Source organism: Paenibacillus sp. Marseille-Q9583 (assembly GCF_976954365.1).
In genome coordinates, this window is sequence record NZ_CDRJTB010000054.1 from 1 (window position 1) to 21149 (window position 21149).

General features: G+C 45.6%; 14 protein-coding genes, 2 tRNA genes and 1 other annotated feature (1 of these 17 running past the window's edge). Of the genes, 1 reads left to right on the forward strand and 15 read right to left on the reverse strand.

The window, feature by feature from the left end; genetic code table 11:
* Window positions 1–584: 584 nt before the first annotated feature.
* From ACWNM1_RS21590 to lspA, 13 genes are all read right to left on the reverse strand, one after another.
* Window positions 585–658: transfer RNA gene (locus ACWNM1_RS21590), tRNA-Ile, on the reverse strand.
* A gap of 44 nt (window positions 659–702) precedes the next feature.
* A tRNA-Met gene (locus tag ACWNM1_RS21595) sits at window positions 703–779 on the reverse strand.
* 359 nt (window positions 780–1138) lie between these two features.
* A complete protein-coding gene (locus ACWNM1_RS21600; RefSeq protein ID WP_449602600.1) occupies window positions 1139–2626 on the reverse strand; it encodes an ABC transporter substrate-binding protein in 1488 nt (495 codons plus the stop codon).
* 563 nt (window positions 2627–3189) lie between these two features.
* Window positions 3190–3828, reverse strand: coding sequence for an orotate phosphoribosyltransferase (gene pyrE / locus ACWNM1_RS21605; protein ID WP_449602601.1), 639 nt, complete (start codon window positions 3826–3828; stop codon window positions 3190–3192).
* Window positions 3825–4541 (reverse strand): orotidine-5'-phosphate decarboxylase, encoded by a 717-nt coding sequence (gene pyrF / locus ACWNM1_RS21610; RefSeq protein ID WP_449602616.1) that lies wholly within the window; start codon window positions 4539–4541, stop codon window positions 3825–3827. Before pyrF ends, pyrE begins: the two co-directional genes overlap by 4 nt.
* 140 nt (window positions 4542–4681) lie before the next feature.
* Window positions 4682–7909 carry a carbamoyl-phosphate synthase large subunit gene (gene carB / locus ACWNM1_RS21615; protein ID WP_449602602.1) on the reverse strand — a complete coding sequence of 1076 codons (3228 nt, stop codon included), beginning with the start codon at window positions 7907–7909 and terminating at the stop codon, window positions 4682–4684.
* A 1-nt stretch (window position 7910) separates the two neighbouring features.
* Complete coding sequence (carA, locus tag ACWNM1_RS21620) at window positions 7911–9089, reverse strand: glutamine-hydrolyzing carbamoyl-phosphate synthase small subunit (RefSeq protein WP_042190808.1); 1179 nt, start codon at window positions 9087–9089, stop codon at window positions 7911–7913.
* A gap of 118 nt (window positions 9090–9207) precedes the next feature.
* Window positions 9208–10491 carry a dihydroorotase gene (locus ACWNM1_RS21625; RefSeq protein WP_042190810.1) on the reverse strand — a complete coding sequence of 428 codons (1284 nt, stop codon included), beginning with the start codon at window positions 10489–10491 and terminating at the stop codon, window positions 9208–9210.
* 110 nt (window positions 10492–10601) lie between these two features.
* Window positions 10602–11507: an aspartate carbamoyltransferase catalytic subunit gene (locus ACWNM1_RS21630; RefSeq protein ID WP_042190812.1), complete on the reverse strand. Its 906-nt coding sequence runs from the start codon at window positions 11505–11507 to the stop codon at window positions 10602–10604.
* Between the two features lie 4 nt (window positions 11508–11511).
* On the reverse strand, window positions 11512–12075 hold the full coding sequence (pyrR, locus tag ACWNM1_RS21635; RefSeq protein WP_149647673.1) for a bifunctional pyr operon transcriptional regulator/uracil phosphoribosyltransferase PyrR: 564 nt from the start codon (window positions 12073–12075) through the stop codon (window positions 11512–11514).
* A 626-nt stretch (window positions 12076–12701) separates the two neighbouring features.
* Window positions 12702–13955, reverse strand: coding sequence for an LL-diaminopimelate aminotransferase (locus ACWNM1_RS21640; protein ID WP_341128912.1), 1254 nt, complete (start codon window positions 13953–13955; stop codon window positions 12702–12704).
* Between the two features lie 207 nt (window positions 13956–14162).
* On the reverse strand, window positions 14163–15134 hold the full coding sequence (locus ACWNM1_RS21645; protein ID WP_449602603.1) for an RluA family pseudouridine synthase: 972 nt from the start codon (window positions 15132–15134) through the stop codon (window positions 14163–14165).
* Window positions 15127–15639 (reverse strand): signal peptidase II, encoded by a 513-nt coding sequence (gene lspA / locus ACWNM1_RS21650; protein WP_042190823.1) that lies wholly within the window; start codon window positions 15637–15639, stop codon window positions 15127–15129. Before lspA ends, ACWNM1_RS21645 begins: the two co-directional genes overlap by 8 nt.
* Before the next feature lie 246 nt (window positions 15640–15885).
* Here lspA and ACWNM1_RS21655 point away from each other — a divergent pair, with 246 nt between their 5' ends.
* On the forward strand, window positions 15886–16611 hold the full coding sequence (locus tag ACWNM1_RS21655) for a TraR/DksA C4-type zinc finger protein (RefSeq protein WP_449602604.1): 726 nt from the start codon (window positions 15886–15888) through the stop codon (window positions 16609–16611).
* Window positions 16612–17037: 426 nt separating this feature from the next.
* Here the strand turns inward: ACWNM1_RS21655 and ACWNM1_RS21660 are convergent, their stop codons facing one another.
* Both ACWNM1_RS21660 and ileS read right to left on the reverse strand, forming a co-directional pair.
* Window positions 17038–17328: a DUF5665 domain-containing protein gene (locus ACWNM1_RS21660; protein ID WP_371915735.1), complete on the reverse strand. Its 291-nt coding sequence runs from the start codon at window positions 17326–17328 to the stop codon at window positions 17038–17040.
* A 335-nt stretch (window positions 17329–17663) separates the two neighbouring features.
* A complete protein-coding gene (gene ileS / locus ACWNM1_RS21665) occupies window positions 17664–20756 on the reverse strand; it encodes an isoleucine--tRNA ligase (RefSeq protein ID WP_449602605.1) in 3093 nt (1030 codons plus the stop codon).
* Window positions 20757–21140: 384 nt separating this feature from the next.
* Window positions 21141–21149 (reverse strand) — a binding site (T-box leader) (it continues 266 nt past the right edge of the window).

Consider the following 21149-nt stretch of genomic DNA (forward strand, 5'->3'; position numbering starts at 1 on the left):
GTTTAATTAATTTCAAACCTAATTGCATAGTATAAGTCCTACAGCCTTCATAATAATCTATTTTCTATCAATTTAAAATTTGGAGCGCCGCCAAACGAGACTTTACTTAAACCAACTAACTGTGTCTAAGGCCAAAATAAAAACGCCGCATAGGGCGCGATGGTATAGTCATCCGACGGGTAAAACTCTTTCAGAATATTATTGATGACCCTAAGGAACGCTACAAGCAAATCGAGGAATATAAAAAAGAATATGGAGACTCATATGAGGATAATGACTTAGTATGTTACTAGCTGGTGGAGGCTATATATATCCAAGGTAGCTCAACGGCTGGGTATGACTCTAGCGATGTTCAACGAACGATACTCACACCTACTCCCAACCATGCAGGAAGAGGCCGTTGACAAAAATGAAGCAGAACTGAATAAATACGCTGAAAAACAGCTCGAAACTGCAGAAAAATAATTTCCGTTAGCAAATCCGTTAGCAAGCTCATAATTCTGGCCTTTATCCACTCTATTTTCTCAGTATTGCTAAGCCTATAGACAGCAAAAAACCCTTACAAAGTAAGGGTTTTTGATAAGTGGGCCCTGAGGGACTCGAACCCCCGACCAATCGGTTATGAGCCGACCGCTCTAACCAACTGAGCTAAGGGCCCGGATCTAAAAATATCCGAATGTAGAATTGCTGTTGTAAATAAATTGGTTGCGGGGGCAGGATTTGAACCTGCGGCCTTCGGGTTATGAGCCCGACGAGCTACCGGGCTGCTCCACCCCGCGTCAGAAAAAATATTCAAACAGCGACAATAAATAATATACAGTACAAATCGGGTCTACGTCAAGGAAGAATTTATAAAATTTCTCAAGGCAGAAATCTAACCCCGTACCTTCCCTTACGGGATCGATAAATTTCCACAAAACTTGGGTCATGATAACCGTAAATCCAGCCATCTTGCTCCAATCTTTTAGCCAAACAACCTGCTTGAAATCTGGTCCTGAACAGTTTCGCGAAGTATATCCAATTCATGATGCCCTCTTCTCCTTTTCGCAAATTTATGATACACCGCTCTGAACTTATCATGCCCAAGTTCCACAAAATAAGCCACCAGAAAACTGGTGGCTAAGGGCATATTCCAGAGTCATTCACTGATCGAGTCGAAATAGACTGTGGGATCTTTTTCAAGTGTATCCAGCATGGTATTCCCTTGCTTCTCCCAAGCTTTGAGTGCATTCTCAACGGTTTTCTTCCCCTGATAAACATCAATGAATAATTGACGTCCAACATCGCTAATCCGGCTAATTCCAGGCTTCTGCATCTGTAAACTGATCAATAAAGGATCAGTTGCAGGTAAAGGCTTAAGCGTATAAAAAGCTTCCAAATTTACAGAAGGGGTCTGAGCGGTAATATAATCCTTACGGGAAGTCAGTTCACTCTTGTTATGGGCTTTAATTTTCGCAACCTCATTACTGTTGACGAACTTAATCAAATCCCAGGCATCTTCCTTATTAGTAGCCGTAGAACTAATAGCCATCATATTACCAAGCCATGTTCCAATGGCAACATCCGGTTTTTCCTGAAAGGTAGGTACAGTAACCACACCCCATTTGATGGGACTGTAACTTTTGATCTTAGCAGCATTACGGGCCACTCCCGCCAGTTCATTGAGATAACCATATTCTCCAACGACCATTGCTGCTTTTCCTGTGAGGAACAGATCGCCTTGGATTGGACTGTAGGCATTCCCTTCTGTTCCTGCAAAATCCAACCCATTTAGCTCTGGTACAATTTGTTTCTTAACCAACTGGCTGTAAGTAGTCCATGCCTGATTCCACTGTGTAGTATTTACAGTCATGTGCTGACCCTTATTATCGTACATCGTAAGTTCTAGCGGTGCGACATAGCTCTGCATATCCCAGAATGGATCACTTAAGTAACGGTTCATCGAGAACCCGTATATCCGAGTTTCTTTATTAGATGACTTCTTCGTCACCTTATCTGCCAGCGTAAACAGTTCATTCCAAGTCATCTTGTCCGTTGGATAGCCCACACCAGCAGCATCAAAGATTCCCTTGTTATAAAAAAGCGCACTAGACGAGAAGATCGGCGCCAACGCAAAAAGACTACCTCTACCCAGCTCACGAACTCCATTCAGCATCGTAGGCGCCATATTGCTTAAATCATACTGATCACGCGCTATAAGCGGCTCCAGCGATTGGACAAGATTATGATCCACCAAACTCTTCACTAATGCGCTATCACCGACGATCACATCAACAGGCTTATCCCCGCCCATAATCGCTCGGATATTTTCCAAATTGTCAGAACTTGCGTCTGAGGAGGTGTTATTGTACCGAAGGTCATTCGTATCTATAGCCGGAATAATCTCCAATTTGATTTCTGGATGCTGCAACTCATACATATCCGTAAACTGCTGACGAAAAAACGAATCGTCCTCCCCAGACCATAGACTCCCAATACGCAATACACGTTGCTCCACTGAAGCCTTAGAAGGCTCAGCCCAAGCCGTATTCCACCCATCAGAGATTAGTGGTAGTATCAGCGCAGCGCATACCCCAAAGCTTAACCAGCGGCGCCACAGCCGTTTATTGTTGTTTATATGATTCATTATTATATCCTCCCATAAAATACTTGATTCTTCTACATCTTATGGATAAATAATCCATAAGCCTAGTAACAGTATAAAGCTTTAATCAAGAAGGGAAGTTACAGGACGTTTAAAGTTATACTACGATTTCTTCATATTACTCTCATAAAAATGTTACTAGGAGCTTTTGCAGATACACGATCTCCACTTTCCCACTCACACTTGCTCACTTGCTACATCTCCATTGAGCGACACAATCCTACCCTCTACGACTGGATAGTTGCACTTTCTGCAACTATTAGAGCTCATTTATTTTATTTTTCCTTTTAATTGCACTCTGTACAGTTAAAAACCGTTACTAGAAGGTTTCGGCAGATACTAGGCTGATTATAATTGCACAAAGTGCAACTAGAATGCCAATTCCTCTAAGAAAAGTTAGTTTAAGTGTACGAAATACAACTATTCGTGTCTTGTATGACAGTTGAGTATGCTGTGCTTCTCTTTCCCACTCTATGCAATTAAAAAATAAAAGCCCCTCACTGAAAAGTGAGAGACTCGCCTAAACTATACTCATTTATTTAAGCTTAAACACCAAATGATGAAGGATCTTTTCTCCAAGACTTCAGTACTTCTACGTCCGTCGATTCAATTTTACCTTGTGCAAGAGCCACATCAATCAATGTGCTGTAGTTGGACAAGCTTTGCAATGGCATTTCAGCTGCAGCAAAAGCATCCACTGCACGATCCAGCTCATAGCTGAAGATTGCAAGTACAGCTAACACTTCTGCGCCAGCTTCTTGCACGGCCTGAGCCGCTTTAATGGAGCTTCCACCTGTGGAGATCAGATCTTCAATAACAACTACCTTTTGTCCCGGCTTAATCAGACCTTCGATCTGATTCTGCTTGCCGTGGCCTTTAGCTTTATCACGGATATAAGCCATAGGCAGATTGAGTTTATCTGCTACCCAAGCCGCGTGTGGAATACCCGCGGTTGCTGTACCTGCGATCACTTCAGCGTCCGGATACTCGCTCTTAATAAGCTGAGCAAAGGCATCTGCAATATAGTTACGAACCTCTGGGTAAGCCATAGTCAGACGGTTGTCGCAATAGATCGGCGATTTGATACCAGAGGTCCATGTAAAAGGCTCCTGTGGACGCAGTGCTACTGCTCCAATCGTAAGCAGATAACTTGCTACTTGTTCACTTCTATTTAATGCGCTCATGCTAGGGTCATCTCCTCAATAATGTTTAGTGCTGCTTGACGTGGATCTGGTGAAGCTGTAATCGGCCGTCCTACAACAAGGTAGTGACTACCCTGACGAATGGCTTTTCCAGGTGTCATAACCCGGGACTGATCGTCCAAGGAAGCACCTGCTGGCCGGATACCCGGTGTAACCGTGCAAAATGCCGGGCCGCAAGCTTCTGCGATAGCTGCAGATTCTTGTGGCGAAGCCACTACACCATCTAGACCTGCATCGGCAGCCAACTTGGCGTATCTTACCACAGTATCAGCTACCTCTCCAGCGATCCCAATTTCGTTATTCATCACTTCTTGACTTGTACTGGTTAACTGGGTAACTGCAATAATCAAAGGCATCTTAAGGGCAGCATTAGCACTAACTGCTGAAGCCGCTCCTTCGCGTGCTGCAGCCATCATGGCTGAGCCCCCTGCCGCGTGTACGTTAAACATATCAGCGCCAAGATTCGTAAGACTTTGAGCGCCACCTTTTACCGTGTTAGGAATATCATGCATTTTCACGTCAACGAACACAGAATAGCCACGAGATTTCAGCTCTTGAATAAATTCTGGTCCTGCCGCATAGAACAGCTGCATGCCTACCTTCATATAGCAAGGAATTCCTTCCAGCTTATCGATCAAGGCTCTTGCTCCATTCACATCAGGATAATCCAAAGCGATCATCAGACGGTTCGCCATTGCTTTCCACTCTACTTCTCCTACTCCCACAACCATGCTCCTATCCAGTGCAGACTAATTCCACACCCTTTATTTATTAGACCCTAGGCATAGCGGAACGGTCTGCGTAAACGCAAACCGCCCTATGCATCTTTATGAGATTAGTTCAATTGTCCGACAAAAGCAGGCATGGACTGTGACGAGAAGTTAATCGTCTGCAGCATTCTGAGAAGTGCCGTCACTGTATCCAATGAAGTCATACATACGACGCCATTCTCAACCGCTTCACGGCGGATTCGGAATCCGTCACGTTCTGGCGTTTTGCCTTTAGTCAGTGTATTAAAGACGAAGTTAGCTTGCCCACCACGAATCAAGTCGAGAATGTTTGGTGCACCTTCATCCAGCTTGTTTACATTCATTACGTTGAGGCCTGCTTCTTCAAGCGCTTGTGCCGTGCCTCCAGTTGCAATGATTTTGTAACCCATGGAGTGGAAGCCCTTCATAAGTTCAACAGCTTCTGCTTTATCTTTATCTGCCACCGTAACGATGATAGCGCCTGTCGCTGGAATTTTCATCCCTGCTCCGATCAGACCTTTGTATAAAGCTTTTGCGTACAATTTATCACGGCCCATAACCTCACCGGTTGATTTCATTTCAGGTCCGAGTGTAGGTTCTACTCTGCGTAGTTTGGCAAAAGAGAACACTGGCACTTTAACCGATACATAATCGCTTTCCGGCCACAAACCTTCTGTATAACCGTCATCCTTCAGCTTGCTGCCGAGAATGATTTTGGTTGCCAAATGCGCCATTGGAATTCCTGTCACCTTACTCAGGAAAGGAACCGTACGCGAGGAGCGTGGATTTACCTCGATTACGTATACTTCGTTCTGATAGATAACAAACTGGATGTTGACCAGTCCAATCGTCTTCAGTTCCTTAGCGATTTTAATTGTGATCTCAGCGATTTTCTCTTTTAGACCTTCATCCAGATATTGCGGAGGATATACGGCGATAGAGTCACCGGAGTGAACACCTGCGCGTTCGACATGTTCCATGATGCCTGGAATAACTACTGTCTCACCATCACAAATCGCGTCTACCTCAACCTCTTTACCTAGCATGTAACGGTCAATCAATACCGGATGCTCCGGATTCACTTTCACCGCTTCTACCATGTAGCTAAGCAGTTCAGTATCGTTATATACGATTTCCATTGCACGTCCGCCTAGTACGTAGGAAGGACGTACCAGCACCGGATACCCAAGAGATTGTGCAGTTTCTACAGCTTGATCCACGTCCGTAACCGTCTTTCCTTTCGGTTGAGCGATATCAAGGCGTGCCAGCAAAGCTTCAAATTTCTTACGGTTCTCAGCTTCATCAATGCTATCAAGGCTAGTTCCAAGAATCTTCACACCAGCAGCACTTAGAGGTGCCGCAAGGTTAATCGCTGTCTGACCACCGAATTGAACGATAACTCCAATCGGATTCTCTTGCGCAATTACGTTCATGACATCTTCGAAGAATAGGGGTTCAAAATACAACCGGTCCGAAGTATTAAAGTCTGTAGATACAGTCTCAGGGTTATTATTGATGATAACCGCCTCATATCCAGCCTTTTGAATAGCCCATACCGCATGGACTGTGGAGTAATCGAACTCAATCCCTTGACCGATCCGGATTGGACCAGATCCCAGCACGATAACCTTTTGCTTATCAGAATGAATGACTTCATTCTCAGTTTCATAAGTCGAGTAGTAGTAAGGTGTAGTAGCTTCGAACTCAGCCGCACAAGTATCTACCATTTTGAACACAGGTGTTAACCCTTGCTCCAAACGCAGCGCACGCACATCAGCTTCTTTAGTAAACTTGCCGTTCGCTTGTCCTTCTGCACGAATCTCAGCAATCGCACGGTCTGTAAAGCCTTTACGTTTCGCTTGGTATAGAGTTTCCGCAGACAACGTTTCTTCGCCGCGAATAACCTCTTCAAAGTTAATCAAACCTTCAATTTTGGAGAGGAACCACCAGTCTACGTTCGTAATATCCTGAATTTCTTGCAAACCGTAACCACGGCGGAAAGCTTCAGCAATCAGGAACAGACGCTCATCGTCAGGCTTCGCAAGACGTTCACGCAGCACGCTCTCTTCCAGTGTCTCTGCACCTGGCAGACGGAACCGGTGAACACCAATTTCCAAGGAACGGATCGCTTTATGAATCGACTCTTCAAAAGTACGGCCGATCGCCATTACTTCGCCTGTCGCTTTCATTTGCGTACCCAGCTTACGGTTCGCATGAATGAACTTGTCGAACGGCCAGCGTGGAATTTTACTTACGATATAGTCAAGTGTAGGCTCAAAGCATGCATAAGTCTGTCCGGTAACCGGATTGACGATTTCATCCAGCGTGTAACCCATCGCGATTTTGGCAGCCATTTTGGCAATCGGATATCCAGTTGCTTTGGACGCCAAAGCCGAGGAACGGCTGACACGCGGGTTTACTTCGATTACATAATATTGATAACTTTGCGGATCAAGTGCGAATTGTACGTTACATCCACCTTCAATATTCAGGGCGCGGATGATTTTGAGCGAAGCTGTGCGCAGCATTTGGTATTCGCGATCCGATAACGTCTGGCTAGGTGCCACAACGATACTGTCACCTGTATGTACACCTACAGGATCAAAGTTTTCCATGTTGCAGACAACGATACAGTTGTCATTAGCATCACGCATAACCTCGTATTCAACTTCCTTCATGCCGGCAATACTCTTCTCAACCAGACATTGTCCGATCGGGCTGTAACGAATTCCTGCTTTGACAGTTTCACGCAGCTCTTCTTCGTTATCGCAGATCCCGCCGCCTGTGCCGCCAAGTGTATAAGCTGGACGTACAATCAGAGGGAATCCAATTTCCTCAGCGAATTTCATTGCTTCATCTACAGTAGTGATAATGGTGCTGTCCGGTACAGGTTGATCCAATTCACGCATTAGATCACGGAACAAATCGCGATCTTCTGCTTTCTCAATGGAATCAAGCTGTGTACCGAGAAGTTTAACATTTTCTTGCTCAAGTACACCTGCACGAGCCAATTCTACAGCCATATTTAGGCCAGTTTGACCGCCAAGCGTTGGAAGCAATCCATCTGGACGCTCTTGGCGAATAATCGCAGTTACGAATTCAAGCGTAATAGGCTCGATGTACACTTTATCTGCAATATTTGTATCTGTCATAATCGTTGCTGGATTGCTGTTAATCAGTACGACTTCCACGCCTTCTTCTTTAAGGGCTTGGCAAGCCTGAGTTCCTGCGTAGTCAAACTCCGCTGCTTGGCCGATGACGATCGGTCCGGAACCGATCACTAGTATTTTTTTAAGTTTATCGTTCTTTGGCATGTTATAGAGCTCCTTTCACGGCTTCAAGCTGTAAGTTAGTTTTTGGCGCCGTGATTCTGGCGTTTGCCGCAAGTTGTGCCTGACGTGAAACAACAGGTGTCTTTGCTTTATGATCGGCAATCAATTGAAGGAAGCGATCAAACAAGTAGCTGCTGTCATGTGGTCCTGGCGCCGCTTCTGGATGATATTGCACCGAAAATGCTGGGTAACGAGTATGTTTAATACCTTCAACAGTCTTATCATTATTATTAATGTGAGTAACTTCTAGTTCAGTGTTCTTCACAGATTCCTCATTTACGGTATAACCATGGTTCTGGGAAGTGATGAAGCAGCGTCCGCTTTCCAGTTCCTTCACAGGGTGATTCCCACCACGGTGACCGAATTTCAGCTTCTCTGTATCCGCTCCACAAGCAAGTGCAAACAACTGATGACCAAGGCAGATGCCGAAGATCGGATATTCACCAAGCAATTCGGAAATCGTCTTGACAGCGTGAGGCACATCTTTCGGGTCCCCAGGGCCGTTGGACAGTAGGATACCATCTGGGTTCAGACGGCGAACTTCTTCCGCTTTTACATCATGCGGCACTACAACAACATCACAACCACGTTCGTTAAGCTCACGTAAGATACCAGCCTTCGCACCGTAATCCACAAGTACAATTCTTTCTTTGTTGCCTGGGCTGCTGTACGAACTTGCAGTTGATGTACGAGCTACCTGATTGCGCAATTCCTCAATCGTAGTATTTCCCATCATTTCCATCAGTTCCTCTACACGTTTGTTAGAGGTGGTCAGAATCGCTTTCATTGTTCCGTAGTGTCGAATAATCCGAGTCAACATCCGAGTATCAATCTCGCTGATCCCTGGAATATCGTATTCTTTCAACAAGTCGTCCACACTATATTCAGCACGCCAGTTACTAGGTACTTCTTCATGACGGCGCACTACAAAGCCGTGTACGAAAGGTCGAACAGATTCAAAGTCATCCCGAGTAATCCCGTAGTTCCCGATCAATGGGTAAGTCATAGTAACGATTTGTCCGCAATATGAAGGGTCAGACAGCACCTCTTGATATCCTGTAATTCCTGTATTAAAAACAACCTCGCCTGTCTTTTCGCCCTCAGCGCCAAATGCGGTACCTGTAAATAAAGTTCCGTCTTGCAGCAGCAATCTCGCCTGCATTCCATTCCACTCCTTCTTGTTTCTGTAGTCTAATACTTATGCCTTACAAGCCTTCCGGAGTGAACGTGTACACCATCGCTGCATCCGTAAAGATCAGCAACTCCGCCCCACCAGTCCGCTAGTTTTTCTCAGTCCATACGGCTTTGCCGTCTACCCATGTCATTACTGGCCAGCCCTTAAGCTTCCAGCCACCAAAAGGAGTATTCCGTCCTTTACTTGCGAAAGATCCTGGGTCTACTTCTTTCTCCTGCTCCAAATCAATCAGTGTCAAATCTGCAGGAGCTCCGATATCCATCACACCGGTGTTCAGTCTGAATACCCGTGCAGGATCAGCAGTCATTCTTTGTACTAGTAAGGATAAATCCCATTTCCCTGTTGCTACAAACGCTGTGTATAGTAGTGGGAAAGCTGTTTCGAATCCAACGATACCAAAAGGTGCAAGTTGCATGCCTTTAGCCTTCTCTTCCTCACTATGCGGCGCATGATCCGTAACAATCATATCTAGTGTGCCGTCAAGCAAACCTTCGATACATGCTTCAACATCGCGACGGGAGCGAAGCGGCGGGTTCATTTTCCAATTGGCATCAAGGCCTGGAATATCTTCTTCAGAGAGCAGCAAGTGATGCGGACACACTTCAGCAGTTACTTTAATGCCGATTTCTTTCGCTTGGCGAATCAGTCGCACCGATTGTTCAGTACTTACATGGCACACATGGTAATGAACGCCTGTCGCTTCAGCCAACAAAATATCGCGTCCAACATGGATCGCTTCTGACTCATTTGGAATTCCTTTCAGGCCATGCTTTCTTGCGAACTCACCTTCGGCTACACAGCAGCCTTCAACCAGTGAATTATCCTCGCAGTGAGCAATGACTGGCATATCCAGTGCTGCGGCGATGTTCATAGCATCTTTCATCATTTGAGCACTTTGCACGCCCACGCCGTCGTCGGTATAACCAATAGCTCCAGCTTCTTTAAGCGCTGCAAAATCAGTCAGCTCACGTCCGAGCTCATTTTTTGTAATGGCTGCATAAGGAAGTACTTTAACGAGTCCTGCTTCACGCGCTTTATCTTTGACAAATTGTACGATTTCCGGGGTATCTGTTACTGGACGGGTATTAGGCATACAAGCGATGGTTGTAAATCCGCCTTTGGCAGCCGAACGACTTCCGGTTTCCACTGTTTCCTTGTGTTCAAATCCCGGTTCGCGTAAATGCACATGCATATCAATGAGTCCTGGAATGAGCAGCTTGCCTTCAGCATCAATGATCTCTCCAGCTTCTGGAGCAGCTTCATTTCCATCGATTAAGGCCGAGATAACACCTTCTTCAAGTACAATATGTTTCCGCTCTAACAAGCCTTCCTTAGTCAATACGCTGGCGTTTCTAATAATCACTGTCATGATTCTACCTTTACCCACAGATCCCGACTGCGGGCCCTCTCGTTATTATATAATAAAAATTCATGTTTGTGTATATTTATTAGTCCTTATTCATCATCATTCTTTTAACTTTATAGTAAAGCTCTTTCGAGAACCGCCATCCGAACCGGAACCCCATTAGACATTTGCGGGAAAATCCTTGATTGACTGCTCTCTACAACTGCATCATCAATCTCGACATTCCGGTTAACCGGAGCTGGGTGCATAATGATTGTATCTTTTGCGAGCTTAGCTGCGCGTTCTTCCGTTAAACCATAATGTCTGCGGTAATCTTCCGCGGAAAGTACGATACCAGAAGAATGACGTTCCAGCTGCACACGAAGCATCATAACTACATCTGCTTTAAGAGCTTCCTCTATGGTTACATAAGGTGCATATTCCATAAGCTCAGGAGCCTTCATATTCTCCGGTGCACAGAATTGCACTTTAGCCCCTAACTTTGTAAGTCCCCACAGATTGGAGCGTGCTACCCGGCTATGCATGATGTCCCCGATAATAGAAACCGTGAGACCCTTTAAATCTCCAAACGTTTTGGTCATGGTGTAAAGATCAAGCAGCGCTTGTGTTGGATGTTCATTGTTGCCGTCACCCGCATTAATAAGCGGTATGGACACCTTCTCAGCTAACTGCTGCAGCACACCTGCAGGCTTCAAACGCACAACTCCGGCATCGATCCCCATCGATTCCAGTGTGCGTACTGTATCGTAGATCGACTCCCCTTTTTCTACACTAGAAGCTGCAGCCGTAAAATTCAGTACTTGTGCACCCAGTCGTTTTTCTGCCATTTCAAAGGAGAAACGAGTGCGTGTGCTGTTCTCAAAGAACATGTTAGAAATAAAATGCGAGTTCAAAATGGGAGTTAGCTTCTCGCTCTGATTGTCCCAGTACGCTGTTCTGTCCAGCAACCCAGTGATTTCCGACCGGTCAAGCTCTTTTATTCCCAGCAGACTACGTTCCTTTACCTTGGTAAGTGTCATGATGTTATCGTTCCTCCCGGTTTGAAATAATGTAGACCTCGTCTTTGCCGTCGTATTCCTTCAGCGCCACTTCAATCTGCTCATGCTTTGAGGTAGGTACATTCTTACCGATGTAGTCTGGTCGGATCGGCAGCTCGCGGTGGCCACGGTCAGCCAGTACTGCCAGTTGAATCATTCGCGGGCGTCCGCAATCCATCAAAGCGTCCATCGCCGCGCGGATCGTGCGTCCAGTGTAAAGTACATCATCGAACAAAATAACCTTCTTATCATGGATGCCATCATTGCCGGAAGTAATAATGACGTTACTCTTCACTACTGCTTCACTGCCTCCTACTTCACGGTCATCCCGATAATGCGTGATGTCGAGTTCGCCGTAAGGAATCTCGACGCCTTCAATTTCCTTGATCCGCTCAGCGATGCGCTGTGCTAGGTATACGCCTCGTGTCCGGATACCGACCAGCAGACAATTCTCAATCCCTTTGTTCTTCTCCAAAATCTCATGAGCAATACGCGATAATGCCCGGCGGATCGCCGTTTCGTCCATAATTACATTTTTCTCAGTAACCATAATCTTGTCACCCTCCACTTGTTTCGCCTGTTCAAGTTCCTGGAAATCAAAAAACTCCTTGCCTATAACAGGCAAGGAGTGAAATCCGCAGATGAAGAAGATGGTGGCCGCGCGCATAAAAAGACAGTCCGGTGTATACACACGGATACCTTTCTAAGAGTCGCGAACCTCGATTCACGTTACCTTGCCAGCCTCACAGGACTGAATTAAAGGCGCTATTCATTTAATGAGAATTATGACAGAACAAACCCTGCATGTCAACTTTATCTACCTAAACTACAACACTTTCCAAGCCTGCTTCTATTAACAACAAAAGGAAGGCGGTATTATAGGGAAAACCGGAAAACCTCCCTATAATTAGGCCACAATAGTCATTATGCTCAGGTTATGCGGAATTCCTCCCTATAAATTGAAGGATTTCCTTGAGTACAACCAAATATGCTGAAATAGAGGGGGAAATTCCCTATATTCTAGCGGATTGAAGCTAAAACACAAAATTAGAGGGAAGAATTCCCTATCTTACAATAGCTCTATTCTACAGTAGTCTAATCCACAGTAGACTAGCCACTACATAAAGAAAAGCCACCCAAGGTTTCCCCTAGACGGCTTAAATGTCTAACTAATGTTTAAAATTCAAACTCCACATCGCTTAAGCGTCTTTGGATTTCAGAGATGACACGTCTTTCTTCCTCTTCCCCTTTAGCAATAAAGGTAACAGAGAAACGTACAAACGGACCTGCATCATCCCAAGGCACGGTGGAGATTAGCTTCTCACGGATCAGGAATTGCGAGAAATCCTCACCGGATTCGAAACGGCGACCACCTTTGACACCCTTAGGTGCTGCAACATAAAGGAAGAAGGAGCCCTTTGGTTTCTCAGCTTGGAAGCCCAGGCTGTTCAGTGCATCTACCAACAGGTTGTGACGACGAGAATACTTGGCAGCAATCGCTTCAGTAATCTCTGGATGAGCAAGACCGTAAGCCGCAGCTTTTTGAATTGCGATAAATTGACCGGAATCATTATTATCCTTCACATCACTGAAGGCTTTAACCACTAAAGGATTCCCAGCAACAAAACCGATTCTCCAGCCTGTCATATTGTAGGACTTGGACAAAGAATGCAGCTCCACGCCAACATCCTTAGCACCTGGCACAGAGAGGAAGCTAAGCGGCTTTAAACCGTCATAGGTCAAGGCAGCATATGGTGCATCGTGGATAACGACTACATCATATTTTTTAGCCCATGCAACTACCTCAGCAAAAAACTCAGGAGTCGCACTAGCGCCCGTCGGATTGTTTGGATAGTTCAAGTAAAGAAGCTTGGCTTTATGAGCAACTTCTTCTGGAATTTCGTTCAGATCTGGAAGGAAGTTATTCTCCTTCTTCAGCTCTACTGTAAACACTTGTCCACCCAAGTATTTAGTGTGTGTACCCAGCACTGGATAACCCGGCACCGTCATGATCGTAATATCTCCTGGGTTAATGAAGCAAGAAGGCAACATCGCCAGTGCAGGCTTAGAACCGATAGAGTGAACTACCTCCGTAACGGGATCAATGCCTTCAACACGGAATACTTCCCGCAAGTAATCAGCAGCAGCTGTCTTAAATTCAGCAATTCCATTGTCCGCATAGCCACGGTTTTCTTCCTTAGCTGCTTCTTCAGCAAGCTTAGCCACGATACCTGCATCAGCCATCTCATCTGGCTCGCCTACGCCCATATCGATCAATTCAATATCAGGAAAATCCAGTTTTGCGGATGCTTTAGCACGTTTGATTTTCTCGAATTTATAAATCGAAGTGTCCTTGCCGTAGTTCGCACCGCCGATGCGGTCTGCAAAATTAGTCTGAATGAAGCTGTCTTGGTATTGTTCAATACTCATACTTTCATCTCATCTCCTGGCTATCTATTCTAATTTTAGAAGAAACGGCTTCGCCGTCCCTTGGATGGCTTATGTTTCTAGAGATCCGTTTCTGTGATAAAAAATAAGGATAAAGAATAAGGCATAACCTTCTCTTTATCCTTATGTTATTAAATATGATGGAAAGCAGAGTTCAATACCATAGACTAATTATCACTTCATTTGTACTTATCTGCTGCGCAATGTGAACAGAACTTCTTCCATGTCTTCCGGAATAGGTCTGCTGAATTCTTTATATTCACCTGATGTAGGATGAATAAATCCAAGCACCGCTGCATGTAACGCCTGTCCATTCATAGCTGTTCCTTTGCTACGTCCATAAACCGGATCACCTACAAGCGGATGACCAATGAATTTCATATGCACCCTGATCTGATGCGTGCGGCCAGTCTCCAATTGCAGCTCCAGTAGAGTACATTCACCGAAACGTTCCATCACCGTAAAATGGGTCACAGATTTCTTACTGTTCTTTTCTGTTACAGTGTATAGCTTGCGATCATGTGGATCTCTACCGATTGGAGCATCAACCGTACCTTTGTCATGCGACAAGTTGCCGTGTACAACAGCTATATAGCGGCGTGTTACACTGTGCTCTTTAAGCTGTGCTGCGAGCGACGCGTGACTGGCATCATTTTTAGCCACCATAATAAGACCAGAGGTATCCTTATCAATACGATGTACAATACCTGGACGAATCTCACCATTAATACCGGATAGATCCTTACAATGATACATCAGCGCATTTACCAAGGTGCCAGACGGGTGCCCGGCAGCCGGATGTACAACCATACCACGCGGCTTATTTATAACAATGACATCGCTGTCTTCGTATACAACTTCAAGAGGAATATTCTCTGGGATCAAGTCGGTCACTTCTGCTTCAGGAACGATGATGGAAACTACATCCCCTTCTGAGAGCTTATAATTAGCTTTCACGGGTGCTCCATTAACCGTAACATGGCCACCACTGATCCACAGCTGCACCTGAGAACGAGAAACATCCTCTTCCCAAGATTCCGTAATATATTTATCGATACGCTCCCGCGCGTTCTCTGCTGAAACGGTCCACTCCGTGACGTCCCTCTCTTCTTCGCTCGTAGATGCCGCTTGGTGATTGACGTCTTTACTCAAATCATTCATTCCCTTCTTTTACTTCCTTTGCTTCTTTTACTTCTTTGATTTCCGTGATTTCTTCACCATTCTTAAGATCGCGGAAGGAGTCCAAAAGAATCAACCCAACCCCAATGACGATACATGAATCCGCAACGTTAAAAATTGGGAAGCTATAGCTTCCAAAATTAAACAGAAGGAAATCGACAACCTCACCACTGATCATCCGGTCTAGGAAGTTACCTATCGCTCCACCCAGAACAAGTCCAAGGGCGACCGATAGCATCTTCCGCGAATGTCTAGTTTTGTTCAAGTACCAAACGATACCTGCAACCACTACAACCGTAACTAAAAAGAAGAACCATTGCTGACCTTGTAGAATCCCAAAAGCAGCCCCGCGATTACGATGTGAGGTAATTAGGAAAAAATTCCCGATCACCGGAATCTGTTCCCCAAGCTCCAGACGTGTGGCAATGAGATACTTCGTTCCTTGATCCACCAAAAATACAATAAGAGCAATCAAATAGTACACCACAGAAGTTGTCACTCCGTTCTTATTTTTCCCGCCAAATGCGGTACGAATACTGTTATAAGACTTGTATATTGTAGCACAGCCCTTAGAAGATCGTCTATTGCGTGACACCTCTCGGGCGCTTAATCTTGGGGACTATTTTCCATCGCTAAAATAACGCCTCTCAGGTCAACCTAACAAAGAACCATCCGGTGCAAATCGGTTTGTCGGAAGGATTCTTAAAAAAGTACAGAAAGGAGCTTACTCATCATGACGCACCTGACAGTACAGCAGCTCTCAGAGCTACGCGCCCGATTAGAAAAAGACCGTGATACCATTCAGCACAGGCTTCAGAATAATGAAAATTACGGCTTACAGGAATCCATGCGGGATGGCACCGGAGAACTTTCCGAGAATGACAACCATCCAGGAGATGCAGCCACCGATTTGTATAACCGCTCCATGGATATTTCACTGCTAGAGCGGGACGAGCATGAGCTGGATGATATTGAAGCTGCTCTCAACGCTATGGATGAAGGCACCTATGGGATATGTAAGGCTAGCGGTCAACCGATCCCTTTTGAGCGTCTATCCGCCATTCCCTCCACGCTTTATTGTAAAGAGCACGCCCCACGTCAAAATGCACCCTTTACTCGGCCCATTGAAGAAGAATTTTTGTCTCCTCCATTTGGGCGTACGAGTCTCGATGAACGAGAGGATCAAAACGGCTTTGACGGTGAGGATGCCTGGCAGATTGTAGAAAGCTATGGCAGCTCCAATTCCCCCGCTATGGCGGAGGGCAATAATATTGACTCCTATAATAATATGGAAATTGAAGCGGATGAGCTGGAAGGCTGTGTGGAGCCTTGGGAGAACTTTATCGCTACCGATATTACAGGTAATCATTTAATTGTAGTGCCGGGACGTAGCTACGAGCGTTATAAGGATAGCGACGAGGGAAGTTTCATGCTTGATCCACTCGAAGGCGAGGAGTAAAAGCATCGTCCCCACAAAAAAATGAACAGCGTGCGGTTCCAGTTTCATCGTGGAATGGCCCGCTGTTTTTTTATTTTTTCTGCGCTATGTCATTCTGTTAAGAAAATGTTCAGATTCAACTGGTAAACTGATCTAACGCATGCTGAAATCGACATACAAGGAGTGTAACGTAAGTGAATCACGACTATTTTAAAAATGTACAACAACTCAGTCATGAAGATGACCGACGATATTTATTATTAATGAGAGGCTTACGCATCTTACACGAGGAAAAAAAGCAGCGCAGCCCTCTCCAAAGATTAAAAAAGGAAAGGTACGGACTGGGGAGAAATATAGAAGTCCAAGGTTGGATAAATCCACCAAAGGAGATTGACCGAACCCCACTCTCTCCTACAAACCAAGTAAAGACAGCTACGCCTTAAAAAGCTATTTGAATTCCAGCTGACGCTGAACAATTCGTACAATATCCGCAATATAATCTCCGATGATCGGTAGATTCAAGGCTCCAAGAACCTGAAGAACATAGATGATCGTTGCCGCAAAAAAAGTAAAGCCAAGCGCGATCCCTACTCCACGAGCCGCTCCATATAAAATGTTTTTCCAAATTAGAGTCCAAGGTGAATATAACAGCTCCGTATACTGATAAATTCGTGATTTCTCTAAGATATGGGCCCATTCAAAGGTTAATCGATACATTGTATTCATTTTTTCTTCCAGTGGAATGTCTTCTGGATTGCGATGGTCTGCTGTTAAACGCTCAGGGTTTTCCTCAGGAATAACCTTTTTCTCCACTCCCTTATCTGGGCTGTTCTTGTTGCCGGATGTCTTGACGGAGATTCTGTTCTTCTGATCCTCCACAGCCACAGCTCCTCTCATACGTCTATATTCGCCACAAAGTAAACGAGCCCGGTCAAAGAGAATACATCTCCTTGAGCACGAGGCTCGTTATTTTCGCGGGCAAAATATAAAGACTATATTTCCCGCATAAACAGAAGTTCTCTGTTTACACTTGTGCCGCTAGTATATGCTGTTTTGGGACAGGTAATGCAGATTTACACTTCAATATGGATACCGATGGATTTACCACCGACATCTACCGTTTCAAAAGCGTGTTCTCCGCCAAAATCAACCGTAGTCACAAGTACATTGTCTCGCAATACATTCTCAAAGGCTGTAACTGCTGCTTTAAGCTCATCGTCTACACTCAGCGTGAGTGCGATCCGTTTCTCGATCGGCAGATCCAAACGTTTACGGTAATCTTGAACCGCACGAATGATCTCACGAACCCAGCCTTCTTGTTCAAGCTCAGGTGTGATTTCGGTATTGAGCGCAACCGTAATTCCATATCCGGAAGCTGCGGCGAAACCTGCTTTAGCTTCTTTTTCAACGAGTAGCTCTTCAGAAGTGATCACCAGCTCTTCTCCCTCTGGCGTCGCAATCGCGATTGAGCCATCTTGCACCGCTTTGCGGGTAGAGTCACTGTCCAAAGCTTTTAGGAAGCCTTGCAGGAAGCCGACGTTTTTACCGTATTTTTTACCGGCAACTTTAAGATTTAGCTTGAGTGTGAAGTCAACAAATCCACTGTCGCTAGTTTCTAGCACGATGTTCTTGATGTTGATCTCGTCTTTGATGATCTCTTCATACTCAGCCAAATGGAAGTCACGGTTCATCGAAACGATCAGCTCAGACAGCGGTTGACGATTTTTAATGCCTGTTTCGTTACGCACATTACGCGCCAGCTCAACGATTTGTCTCGCACTTTCCATATCCTCTTCCAGCTCTTTATCGATCAAGCTCTCATCAGCAACCGGATAATCTGCTAAATGCACACTTTCACCACCGCCAAGGTTCGTGAAGATATCTTCAGACAACATCGGTGTAAATGGAGCCATCAAAGACGCTGTCTTCAAAAGCACATGGGTCAGTGTACGGTAAGCATCCAGCTTATCTTCACCTAGACCACTACCCCAGAAACGGTCACGGGAACGACGGATATACCAGTTGCTCAGCTCATCTATAAAGTTCTCAATACCTTTGGATGTATTCACGAAGTCATTTACTGCAAGTCCTTTGTCTACCAAAAGAATCAAGCTGTTCAAACGGGACAAAATCCAGCGGTCCAGCTTATGTTCCGATACTTTAAAAGGATGATCGGCAGGATCATAACCATCGATGCCTGCATAAAGCGTCAAGAACGCATGCGTATTCACCAGTGTATCTACAACTTTGGATTTGGTTTCCCCTACAAGACCACGAGAGAAACGTTTGTTATTCCACGGTGCACTATCGGATAGAATCGCCCAACGGAAAGCATCCGTGCCGTAATCGTTCATGATATCCCAAGGATCAATAACATTGCCTTTTGATTTGGACATTTTTTGACCATTCTCATCAAGGATATGACCGTGAGCAATAACAGCTTTATATGGAGCTTTACCTTTAAACAAGGTAGATACAGCTAGTAAGCTGTAGAACCATCCACGTGTCTGGTCGATCCCTTCACAGATCATATCCGCTGGATATTGATCATTCAGCTTATCCTCGTTCTCAAATGGATAATGACTTTGCGCAAATGGCATCGAACCACTATCGAACCAAACATCGATAACTTCTGGTGTCCGAACCATCTCTGCCCCTTCGCTGAAAGGACTGCGTAGCTTGATCTTATCTACAAAAGGCTTATGCAGCTCGATATCCTCAGGTACATCGCCAATCGCCATCGCTCTCAGTTCTTCAATGCTGTGTGGAGCGAACTCTTTGCCCGTTTCTTGACATACCCAAACATTAAGCGGTGTACCCCAGTAACGATTACGGCTGATGTTCCAGTCCACCAGTTCATCCAGGAACTTCCCGAAACGGCCTTCACGTACATGCTCAGGATACCAATCTACACTGTTGTTGTTAGCAATCAGCTGATCTTTGATCGCTGTAGTGTTGATGAACCAGCTGTCTGTTGCGTAGTACAAGAGTGGTGTATCACAACGCCAGCAGAACGGATAGCTGTGCTCGTATTTTTCTTTACCATAAAGCAGTCCTTTTTCAGACAAAGCTTTAACGATATCCAAATCGCAATCTTTCACGAAGCGTCCAGCAAAATCAGACACTACATCCGTATACTTACCGGAATTATCAACCACGTTCACGAAGCTGATGCCGTTCTCGCGGCAAGTCTTGTAGTCATCTTCACCATGCGCTGGTGCCATGTGTACGATCCCTGTACCACTGGAATCTGTAACGAAGGAAGCACCTACGATGACATTGCTTTTCTCTGCCTTGATGTATCCGAATGGAGGAGTGTAAGATTTGCCGATAAACTCGGAACCTTTATGTGTAGAAAGGACTGTGTGCTCGCCTTTCATTACTTCCTCCACCAAATTTTTGGCAACAATGTAGATACCGTCTTCTTGTTGTACTCGTACATAATCCATGTCAGGGTTCATGGCTAACGCCATATGTGCTGGCAGCGTCCAAGGTGTAGTCGTCCAAGCTAGTACGTAGTCTCCACTGTCATCCAGTTTGAACTTTGCAGTCGCACTGAGATCCTTGACGGTCTTGTAGCCTTGGGCTACTTCATGGGAGCTTAGGGTAGTCTGACAGCTTGGGCAGTAAGGACTAACGCGGTGTCCGCGGTAGAGCAACCCTTTGTCATGCACAGTAGCCAAGATGTTCCACACGCTCTCGATATACGTGTTATTCAAAGTTACGTAAGGATTATCTAAATCCGTCCAGTATCCGATACCCTCTGTAAACTCGCGCCATTGCTTCTCATAACCGAAGACGCTGTCTTTACATTCCTGAATGAATTTTTCTACGCCATATTCCTCGATCTCTTGTTTGCCGGAGATGCCAAGCTTCTTTTGTACGCCTAGTTCTACTGGCAAACCGTGTGTATCCCAGCCCGCTTTACGTACCACGCGGTAACCTTTCATCGTTTGGTAACGACCGATGAAATCCTTGATTACACGGCCCAGCACGTGCCCGATATGCGGTGCACCGTTCGCTGTTGGAGGACCTTCGTAAAATACATAGTTCGGACGTCCTTCACGATTCTCCATGGATTTACGGAACGTATTCTCGTCGCTCCATTTCTTCAGTATGCGGACATCTCTTGCCCGCGCTTTTTCTTTGACATCTACTTTTTGCATGTGATGGTCAATCCTTTCATGGTTTAGTCTTTAATCTTCTTCGATCCCCTCTCCTGCCAAGGAGGGGATCTCGAGGGCACCCGAGCCGCGATCCCGTTAGGGCAGCACTGGCTCGGGGTGCCATATGGGCCGGCAAGTGAAACGCCGGCCTGCCCTAAAAGTGAAGGCCCTGCAGGCGAACCCGCCAGGGGGGCCTAAGAAGGGCCGTTCCTCCGCCGCATGAATCCTTTCACCTTCCACCATCGTAAGCGTGCCCGAGGTTTTACTTTGCAGGTGTCCAGAGGGCGGCAGCCCTTGGGGTCCCCCTTAGAAAGGGGGATTTAGGGGGATGGTCACCTTGGATTGGCCCGCCCCGGAACAACAAAATAAGCGTCATCCCACCCCCAAAGGGGC